8 protein-coding genes and 1 pseudogene are annotated in these 9298 nt (G+C 73.6%); 4 read left to right on the top strand and 5 right to left on the bottom strand.

The window, feature by feature from the left end; all coding sequences use genetic code 11:
* From AC1DUQ_RS11505 to clsA, 4 genes and pseudogenes are all read right to left on the bottom strand, one after another.
* Positions 1 to 321 (bottom strand): annotated as a pseudogene (locus tag AC1DUQ_RS11505) (hypothetical protein); the annotation flags it as partial.
* A complete protein-coding gene (locus AC1DUQ_RS11500; protein WP_056094794.1) occupies positions 318 to 650 on the bottom strand; it encodes a small basic family protein in 333 nt (110 codons plus the stop codon). The gene AC1DUQ_RS11500 and the pseudogene AC1DUQ_RS11505, both read right to left, overlap by 4 nt.
* Positions 647 to 1591, bottom strand: coding sequence for a DUF881 domain-containing protein (locus AC1DUQ_RS11495; protein WP_477062039.1), 945 nt, complete (start codon positions 1589 to 1591; stop codon positions 647 to 649). Before AC1DUQ_RS11495 ends, AC1DUQ_RS11500 begins: the two co-directional genes overlap by 4 nt.
* On the bottom strand, positions 1588 to 2172 hold the full coding sequence (clsA, locus tag AC1DUQ_RS11490) for a cardiolipin synthase ClsA (RefSeq protein WP_477062291.1): 585 nt from the start codon (positions 2170 to 2172) through the stop codon (positions 1588 to 1590). Before clsA ends, AC1DUQ_RS11495 begins: the two co-directional genes overlap by 4 nt.
* A gap of 118 nt (positions 2173 to 2290) precedes the next feature.
* On the opposite strand from clsA, the gene AC1DUQ_RS11485 reads away from it, so the two are divergent.
* Complete coding sequence (locus AC1DUQ_RS11485) at positions 2291 to 2704, top strand: CoA-binding protein (protein ID WP_477062040.1); 414 nt, start codon at positions 2291 to 2293, stop codon at positions 2702 to 2704.
* 258 nt (positions 2705 to 2962) lie between these two features.
* Positions 2963 to 4726 (top strand): DEAD/DEAH box helicase, encoded by a 1764-nt coding sequence (locus AC1DUQ_RS11480; protein ID WP_477062041.1) that lies wholly within the window; start codon positions 2963 to 2965, stop codon positions 4724 to 4726.
* 49 nt (positions 4727 to 4775) lie between these two features.
* On the opposite strand, the gene AC1DUQ_RS11475 is transcribed toward AC1DUQ_RS11480, so the two are convergent.
* On the bottom strand, positions 4776 to 7412 hold the full coding sequence (locus AC1DUQ_RS11475; protein WP_477062042.1) for a substrate-binding domain-containing protein: 2637 nt from the start codon (positions 7410 to 7412) through the stop codon (positions 4776 to 4778).
* A 254-nt stretch (positions 7413 to 7666) separates the two neighbouring features.
* On the opposite strand from AC1DUQ_RS11475, the gene AC1DUQ_RS11470 reads away from it, so the two are divergent.
* A complete protein-coding gene (locus AC1DUQ_RS11470) occupies positions 7667 to 8656 on the top strand; it encodes a LacI family DNA-binding transcriptional regulator (RefSeq protein ID WP_477062043.1) in 990 nt (329 codons plus the stop codon).
* 199 nt (positions 8657 to 8855) lie between these two features.
* Positions 8856 to 9298: glycoside hydrolase family 6 protein (locus tag AC1DUQ_RS11465; RefSeq protein ID WP_477073818.1), on the top strand; the 443-nt coding region annotated here is incomplete at its 3' end.

The following is a 9298-nucleotide window of genomic DNA, read 5'->3' as shown; positions in this document are numbered from 1 at the left end:
GTCGTCGGGGACGATCGGCGGCAGCGAGTTCGGCTGCGCGGGCTCGTCGTCCTCGGGCACGACGGGAGGCAGCGAGTTCGGCTGCGCGGAGTCCTCGTCCTCGGGCACGACGGGCTGCGCGGGCTCGTCGTCCTCGGGCACGACGGGAGGCAGCGAGTTGGCCTGCACGGGTTCCTCGTCCTCGGGCACGACGGGGGGCAGCGAGTTGGCCGACACTGGCTCGTCGTCCTCCGGCACGACGGGAGGCAGCGAGTTCTCCACGTCGTCGGGCGGCATCGGACCGTCGGCGTCCCGGTCGTCCCTCGTCGGAGTCACGCTCATGCCTTGAACAGGTGCCGACGGATCGCGGCGGCGTTGGAGAAGATCCGGATGCCCAGCACGACGACGACGGCGGTCGACAGCTGAGTGCCCACGCCGAGCTGGTCGCCGAGGAACACGATCAGCGCCGCGACGACCACGTTCGACAGGAAGGAGATGAGGAACACCCGGTCGTCGAAGATCCCGTCGAGCATGGCGCGCAAGCCACCGAACAGGGCGTCGAGGGCGGCGACCACGGCGATCGGGAGGTAGGGCTGGAGCTCGACGGGCACGGTCGGCTGCAGGAGCAGACCCCCGACGACGCCGATGACCAGACCGATGACTGCGATCACGTGCCGTCCCTCCGTGTCAGACCTGCAGACCCTGCCACAAGGCTCCGTCCAGATGCATCCCCGCCCGCACGCGCCCCCGGCTCGGGCGCGGAGGACGCGTCCGGAACCTCGGCCTCGTTGAGGGTGACCAGGCCGGTCCCCGGGAGCTCGAGCTTGCTCTGCGACGTCATCTGGACGCCGATCCCGTACGTCGTCCGGAGGGTCGCCAGGTGCTGGCCCGCGCTGGCCCGCGCGAGCTCCGTCTGCATGCTCACCGCGTCGCCCACGGCCTCCACCGTGTACGGGCTGCTCAGGGCGACCAGGTCGACGAGCACCGCGTCCCCCGCGCTGCGGATCGCGGTCATCGCGGTGAGGCGCTGCCCGTTCACCGCGACGGCCTCGGCCCCGGCCGCCCACAGGCCGTTCACCACGACCTGGAGGTCGACGTCCTGCACGCGCAGCTCCGGGTCCTCCTCGTCGCGGTTGTCGGACTGTGCGTCCGTGAGGACGAGCCGCAGACCCGGCCCCGTCACCGCCGTCACGCCGGACTGCACGGAGTCCGCCTCGATCTCGTCGCGCACCGACTGGCCCTCGTCCCCGAGGAGCTCCTCCTGGAGCCTGGCGATCTCGTCGGTCATCGCGGTGATGTCCGACTGCTGTTCGTCGGCCTCCGCGCGGCGCTCCTCGATCTGCGCCTCCAGGAGCTCGCGCGCGGCCAGCACCGCCCCGGCAGGCTGCCGCAGGGCGATCGTCGCGGCCGTCGCGCCCAGGCCCAGCCCGACGGCCAGAGCGACCAGACCGGCGGTCGACCGCCACGTGCGCCTGGGGCCGGTGCCGGCGGCACGGCGAGCAGTGGCCTCCGCATACCCCGGGTCGAGCGGGCGTCGGTAGAACTCGTTGAGCAGCGTCATCGACGCGTCCGGGCTGCGCGGCGGCTCGCTGGAACCGTGCCGCGCGCTCATGAGCGTCCCGCGTCGTCGCGCAGGAGCTGGCGCGCCTGGGCGAGGTAGACGACCGCCGAGAACCAGTAGAGCGCGACGCCCCAGAGGGCGAAGGCCCACCCGGCGACCCCGGCGACGGTGCCGACCCACGAGTCCCACTGTGCGAGGAGGAGCAGCGGGAACGCGTAGAGCAGGGCGAACGTGCCGGCCTTGCCCGCCAGGTGCACCTGCAACGGTGCGTACCCCGCACGGGCGAGGACGATGAGCATCACCGCGAGCACCACGTCGCGCAGGACCAGCACCCCGAGCAGCCACCACGGCACCACGTCGCGCCAGGCGAGCGCGACGAGCGTCACGATGATGAAGAGGCGGTCCGCAGCGGGGTCCAGCAGCTGACCGAGCCGGGACACCTGCCCGAGCCGCCGGGCGAGCACCCCGTCGAGCCAGTCGCTGGCTCCGGAGACCGCGAGGACCGCGACCGCCCACCCGTCCTCGCCGTGGGCGATGAGCAGCGCGAACACGGGGACGAGGAGCAGACGCACGAGACTGATGGCGTTCGGCACGGTCAGCACGCGCGTGGAGACGACGTCGTTGCTCGCCACTGCCTCCCCCGTCACTGTCCCGTCCTGGCGGCGTCGATACTATGCGGCCCGGGGCCCCGCTCCCGACGGCGGCGCGCCCTCGGCTGCGGCGCAGGTCAGCGGGTGCAAGAGTTCAGGGATGGTGCACCGCAACGACCCGGACGTCATCAAGCGCCTCCTGACGTCTCCCGGGAGCTGGGCGGTCGTCGGCCTGTCGACGAACACGTCCCGCGCGGCGTACGGCGTCGCCCGGTACCTGCAGTCCCACGGCCACGAGATCGTGCCCGTGCACCCGCGCGCGGAGACCGTCCATGGGGCAGCGGGCGTGCGCACGCTCGCCGACGTGGACGGGCCCGTCGACGTCGTCGACGTGTTCGTGAACAGCACGCTGGCCGGCGCCGTCGTGGACCAGGCGATCGCCGTCGGCGCCCGTGCGGTCTGGCTGCAGCTCGGGGTCGTCGACGAGGACGCCGCGGAGCGAGCCCGCGCGGCCGGTCTCGACGTCGTCATGGACACCTGCCCCGCGATCGAGGGTCCGCGGCTCGGCCTGTAGGCGTGTGCGCGAGGTCACCCGCGGCCTGCCTGCCGCTGGAGGCCTCCGCCCGGTAGACTCCGTCACGAATCTGGAGTTCGTCGCGTCCCCCTTCGAGGCGTCGTCACCACCGCTCAGCCGGTCGTGACCCGCCTCGCGTCGTGTGGTCTAGGCATCGCGTGAGCGGTTGCCACTGGGTGGTCCGGGGCTGCGACCCGCTGTTCGCCGTCCCGGTGCACGGTTCAGGGCTCCGCCCCGCGATGATCGGTTCCCCACTTCATGAGCTCTGCCCTGCCCTCTGCCCTGCCCGAGGACGCCACCTTCGCCGACCTCGGGCTGCCGCCGGCCCTCGAGGCCGCGATCGCCGACCTCGGTTTCACCGTCCCCTCCGCCATCCAGTCGCAGGCCGTGCCCGCGCTGCTGAGCGGCCGCGACATCGTCGGCGTCGCCCAGACCGGCACCGGCAAGACCGCCGCGTTCGGTCTGCCGCTGCTCGCCGCGATCGACTACGACATCCCCGCCGTCCAGGCCATCGTGCTGACCCCGACGCGTGAGCTCGCGATGCAGGTGGCCGACGCCATCCAGTCGTTCGCCACCCACCTGCCCGGCCTGAACGTGCTCGCGGTCTACGGCGGCTCGCCGTTCCTGCCGCAGCAGCGGGCGCTCGCCCGCGGCGCCCAGGTGGTCGTCGGCACCCCCGGTCGCGTGCTCGACCACCTCGAGCGCCGCACGCTGAAGCTGGACCAGGTGCGCTTCCTCGTGCTGGACGAGGCCGACGAGATGCTCCGCATGGGCTTCGCCGAGGACGTCGACAAGGTCCTGTCCGCTGCGCCGCGCGAGCGTCAGGTCGCCCTGTTCTCCGCGACGATGCCGCCGCAGATCCGTCGCGTCGCCGAGCAGCACCTGAACCGACCGGTCGAGATCACGGTCTCGCGCCAGGCGTCGACCGTGACCAGCGTGCGCCAGACCTACGCCGTCGTCCCGCACCGCCACAAGACCGGCGCGCTCGCCCGGGTGCTCGCCGTCTCCGAGGCCGACGCGGCCATCGTCTTCGTGCGCACCCGCGGTGCCGCCGAGGAGGTCGGCAGCGCGCTGATCGAGCGGGGCATCTCGGCCGCGTACATCTCCGGTGACGTCGCCCAGACGGAGCGCGAGAAGATCGTCGACCGCCTGCGGACCGGCGCGCTCGACGTGCTCGTCGCCACGGACGTCGCCGCCCGCGGCCTCGACGTGGACCGCATCGGCCTCGTCGTCAACTTCGACGTGCCGCGCGAGCCCGAGATCTACGTGCACCGCATCGGCCGCACGGGCCGCGCCGGCCGCGAGGGCGAGGCGCTGTCGTTCGTCACGCCCGCCGAGCAGTCGCGTCTGCGCCAGATCGAGCGCACGACGCGCCAGTCGCTCCTGCAGGTGGACATCCCCTCGCCCGCCGAGGTCTCCGCGCACCGCGTGCAGGCCCTCCTCGCCCGCACCGGCGCCCGGGCCGAGCTCGACCGCCTGGACCTCTACCGCGAGGCCATCGCCGTGCACCTGGCGCAGAACCCGGACGTCGACCCGTACGAGCTGCTCGCGACGCTGACGGCCCTCGCGGTCGGCGACGAGGGCCCCGTGGCCGTGCAGGGCGACGACCTGGACGACGCGCTCTCGCGTGCGCACCTCACCGGTGGCGGTCGCGAGCGCGACGGCGAGCGCAGCTACGACCGTCCGGAGCGCGGCGAGCGTCGCCGCGCGGACACGCACATCGCCGGGGGCTCGCCGCGCTGGCGTGTCGCCGTCGGTCACCGGGACGGTCTGCAGCCGGGCGCCCTGGTGGGCGCGCTCACCGGTGAGGGCGGCCTGACCGGCAAGGACGTCGGCAAGATCGACATCTTCGGCAGCTTCGCGCTGGTCGACATCCCGGCGGGTCTGTCGGCCGACGTCATCGACCGGCTGGCGCGCACCCGGGTCGCCGGGCGCCCGCTGCGCATCCGTCTCGACTCGGGCCCGCGCCCGGGCCACGGTGCCTCGCGCCCGACGCACGGCCCGGCACGCGGCCGCAGCTGATCGCACGGCCCAGCCCCCGTCTCCCTCCAGGGGAGGCGGGGGCTTCGTGCTATCGGAGCACCGACCCCGGGCGGCCCTGTCGAGAGGCCCCCCGAAGGAGGGTGATGTCCGCCTCGCGGAGCACCTCCCCCACGTCACGGAAGCCTCGGATGCTCCCCAGCACCCCGATGGCGACCCTCGAGCCCAGCTCCTGACGCAGCTGGTCGAGCAGCAGCGACAGGCGGCTCGGGACCCCGCCCGGCCCGACGTCGTCGAGCAGCACGACGAAGTCGTCCTCGGAGATCCGCGCGGGCGTGTCCCCCTCCCGGAGCGGACGGCGCAGCCGGCGGACGAGCTCGCGGTGCAGGTCGAGCCGCGCGTCCCCGTCCGCGTCCAGGTGCCCCTGCGTGGGGATCGCCGGACCGTCGAGCACCCGTACGAGGGCGAGGGCGCAGTCGTACCCGGGCGACCGCCTGGTCCGGAGCACCGCGGCGCCGAGCCGGTCCAGGAACAGCAGCCGGTTGACCAGCCCGGTCTCCGGGTCACGGAGCGCGTCGCGCTGCAGGGCGATCTCCTGCTCCTTGCGCTCCGTGACGTCCACGAGGGCTCCCACCAGCCGCGCAGGGCACCCGGCGTCGTCGAGCACCGTGACGGCCCGGCAGAGCATCCAGCGGTAGTCGCCGGACGACGTACGGACGCGGTGCTCGAGCTCGAGCGGTGAGCCGGCGCCGGCCAGCTGCGAGGCGATCGACGCCGACAGCTCGTCGCGGTCGGCGGGGTGCACACGCTCGAGCCACTCCCCCGGCGAGTCGCCGATGACGTCGTCGTCGTACCCGAGGGTCTGCTTCCAGCGGGGCGAGTAGTAGACCGTCCCCGCGGACACGTCCCAGTCCCAGGTGCCGTCGTGCGCGGCCATCGACGCCAGGGCGTAGCGCTCCTCGCTCGCGCGCACCGTGTCCGCCAGGGACCGCTCACGGGCAGCGGCCTGTTCCAGCGCACGACGCTGCTCGCGCAGGTTGGCCAGGAGGCGCTCCTGGTCGAGCGCGACCGCGAGCAGGGCCGCCCAGTGGTTGAACCGGTCGCGGGCGCTGGTGGCCCGCGACTCGACGGTGCCGTCGATGGCCAGCAGCCCCCAGTCGCTGCCGCCGAACGTCACCGGGACGACGAAGGTGAGCTCGTTCGAGCCGACGGTCCCGGCCCTGGTCAGGGCGGCCGGGGGGAACTGGCTGGCGGTCGTCCGGACGCCGACGAGGCGCGACAGGGTGCCCGACGTGTCGTGCACGCCGACGATCTCCATCTCCCGGTCGCCCGGCCCCCGGTCGGCGCCGAGCCAGAGCCCGAGGCAGGCATGACCTCGGACCCCGCGCGGCAGCCAGCCGAGGGCGCGCGGGCTGGCTCCGTCACCGCGCAGGAGGTCCATGTCGACCTCGTACTGGTCCACGATGGTGCGCTCGAGCTGCCCGCTGCGCGCCAGCATCGCCCGCGTGCAGCCCCGCGTCAGAGCGAGGAGCACCTCCGTGACCGCGCGCCGGACCGCGACCTCGTGGTCCGGGTGCGAGAGCGCTTCCACGACGTCTGCCTCCACACCGCGGAGGCAGGTCACCAGCTGCTCGAGCGCCTCGGGGTGCGGCTGCATCGCCGCCGTCACGTCGGCGAGCCGGGTCAGCGTCGCCGTCCCGGGCGTGGCCCCGCGCTCGGCAGCGGTCTCGATCGGCTCGACGACGGCGTGCCACCAGGTCTCGCGGGGCGCGACGCCGGTCCGACGTGCACCGCCGACACCGGCGGGCCCCACGAAGGCCGTACCGGCGAGCGCCCGGAGCACCTGGTACCCGCTGCGGCTGCCGGTCACGGCGCCGGCGGCCGGGGCGGACTGCGCGGACTCGGTGCAGCCGCAGGACTCCCGCAGCACCAGGGTCGACGGAGCCCGGTACTCCCCGCCGGGGACCTCCTCGCCGCGCATGCGGGAGAGCAAGAGGGATACCGCGGTCTCACCCACGCGGTCGTAGTGCGCGTCGACGGTGGACAACCGAGGTGTCACGCGCGCGCCGGAGTCGGCGTGGTCGAACCCGATCACCGCCTGGTCACGCGGGAGCACGAGCCCGGCAGCACGCAGGGCCCGCTGGAAGCCGATCGCGTTCCGGTCGGTGGCCGCGATCACGGCCGTCGTGGGTGTGCCGGCGGCGAGCATCCGGGCGGCCGCGTCGGCACCACCCTGCTCGTGGTTGTCCGACGACTCGAAGATCCAGGCGTCGGGCGGCTCGATGCCGTGCTCGGCGAGCGTCGCGCGGTAGGCCGCGAAGCGCTCGCGCATGTCCCGCTGCGTGAGGCAGCCGATGAAGCCGATCGCCGTGTGGCCGTGCCCGAGCAGGTGCTCGACCGCCGCGCGCACACCGCCGAGGTTGTCCGGGAGCACCACCGCGTCGTCGGCCGACTGGGGCTCCTCGCTGACCAGGACCACCGGCAGGCCCCACTGCTGCACCGACGCGAGCCGGTCGCTGCGCAGCGCCTTGCCCACCACGACGAGCCCGTCCACCGCGCCGAGTGCGACGGGTGCGTCGAGGATCGACTCGTCCGGGTACCGCTCCCGGTCCAGCCCCGCCGGATACGTCTGCACGGCCACGACGCGGTGCCCGGCCGCTCGTGCCGCGCGGGCCACCCCCGCGATCAACGCTCCGAAGTAGAACCCGCCGACCACCGGCGAGAGCACGCCGATCGTCCGTCGTGCCGTCGGTGAGACCGGTCCGCGTCGCACTGTTCCCATGACCCCACATCCCTCGCCCACGTCGTCGGAGCCGAGATGATGCATTTCACCCGCATCGGGCGACACACTAGGTGATCGTGGTCACACCTGCATATGACTCCGGAGTACCCGGCTCTTCCGCGTCGCCGTCGACGCCGTCGCCCGGGCCGTCCTCCCCCAGCCCTTCGACCGCCCCCGCACGACGCCCGACGATCACCGACGTGGCGCGCGCCGCGGGGGTCTCGATCGCCGTCGTGTCGTACGCCCTCAACGGCCGGCCGGGTGTCTCCGCCGCCACCCGGGAGCGCGTGCTGCGCGTGGCCGACGAGTTCGGCTGGCGGCCGAGCGCGGCCGCGCGGTCGATGCGGACGGGGCCGCGCGCCATCGGTCTCGTCTTCGACCGCGGGGCTGCCGGACCCGTCGCCCAGGCGACCGGGGTGCTCGAGTTCGTGATCTCGCTCCAGGAGGTCCTGGCCGCCCGCAACCTCGCCCTCGTGCTCCAGCTCGTCGACGGACCGGAGGCTGCCGTCGCCCTGTACGGCGAGTGGTGGGCGGAGCGTCGCTTCGACGTCATGGTCGTCACCGACGTGCTCCTCGAGGATCCCCGGCTCGACGCCCTGCGGCGGCTGCGGGCACCGGCTGTGGTCGTCGGTGCAGGTCAGAGCGATGTCGACCTCGCGGCGGTGACCCTGGACGACGCCGAGGCCTTCGGGCGCGTCGGCCGTTACCTGCTCGAGCTGGGGCACCGCCACGTGGCCCTGGTGAGCGGTCCGAAGGAGCTGGTGCGGACGCGCGAGCGGCTCGGTGCGCTCACCGGCGTGCTCGACGCGGCCTCCGGCGTGCTGGTCCACGAGGCCACGGGCGGCACGGCGGAGGAGGCTGCGGTGGCGACCCGGCGGCTGCTGACGGGGGGTCGGGCGCCGACCGCGATCGTCTACGACTCCGACCAGATGGCGGTCGCTGCTCTCGACGTGGCACGCCGCACGGGCCTCGCGGTGCCCTGGGACCTCTCGATCGTCGCGGGGTCGGACTCGGCCCTGTGCCGGCTCGCCACGCCCTCGATCACGACCCTCCCGTCGGCCCAGCGCGACCTCGGTACCGCCACCGGCGAGGCGGTCCTCGCGGTCCTGGACGGGGACCTCCGTGCCCGCCGCGCGCTCCAGATCGGAGGCCTCGCGGTGCGGGGCAGCACGGGTCCGCGGTCGAGATGAGAACGCTCTCATGCGAGTCACAGTTTGGTAACGCGGGCTACCTAAACGATTTGCCCCGTGCCGCCCAGAAAGTCCCCGTGGTGATCTAGCGACCAGTCGCCGTGGACTTCCCCGGACGACTTGCGCCCGGACGGGATGGCCGACCGGGCACTTCGATCGACACCCGGAGGACTACGTGTCCACACACGGCAAGAGAGCGGTGAGGCAGCGCCTGCGCGCGGCCACGACCGCCGCGGCAGCGACGGCGCTGCTCGCAGCACCCCTGTGCATCACGACGAGCGCCAGCGCCGCGGAGGCGCACGTCGACAACCCCTACGCCGGCGCGACGCAGTACGTGAACCCCACGTATGCGGCAGCGGCTGAGAGCGCTGCCACACGTGCCGGCGACGCCTCGCTGGCCGCAAAGATGCGGACCGTGGCGAAGCAGCCGACCGCCGTCTGGATGGACCGCATCAGCGCCATCACCGGCAACGCCGACGGCAACGGCCTGAAGTTCCACCTGGACAACGCCGTCGCCCAGAAGGGCTCCGGACCGATCGTCTTCAACCTGGTCATCTACGACCTGCCCGGACGCGACTGCTACGCCCTGGCGTCCAACGGTGAGCTCCCCGCCACCGACGCGGGCCTGGCGCGGTACAAGGC

It is taken from the genome of Cellulomonas sp. P4_B5_2 (assembly GCF_056402235.1).
Note: the sequence above shows the minus strand (reverse complement) of the source record. Positions and strands in the feature narration are given on the sequence as shown.

Coding starts and splice junctions, on each gene's coding strand:
- AC1DUQ_RS11480 (WP_477062041.1), top strand. CDS start 2,963: ATGAGCTCTGCCCTGCCCTCTGCCCTGCCCGAGGACGCCACCTTCGCC.
- AC1DUQ_RS11485 (WP_477062040.1), top strand. CDS start 2,291: ATGGTGCACCGCAACGACCCGGACGTCATCAAGCGCCTCCTGACGTCT.
- AC1DUQ_RS11495 (WP_477062039.1), bottom strand. CDS start 1,591: ATGAGCGCGCGGCACGGTTCCAGCGAGCCGCCGCGCAGCCCGGACGCG.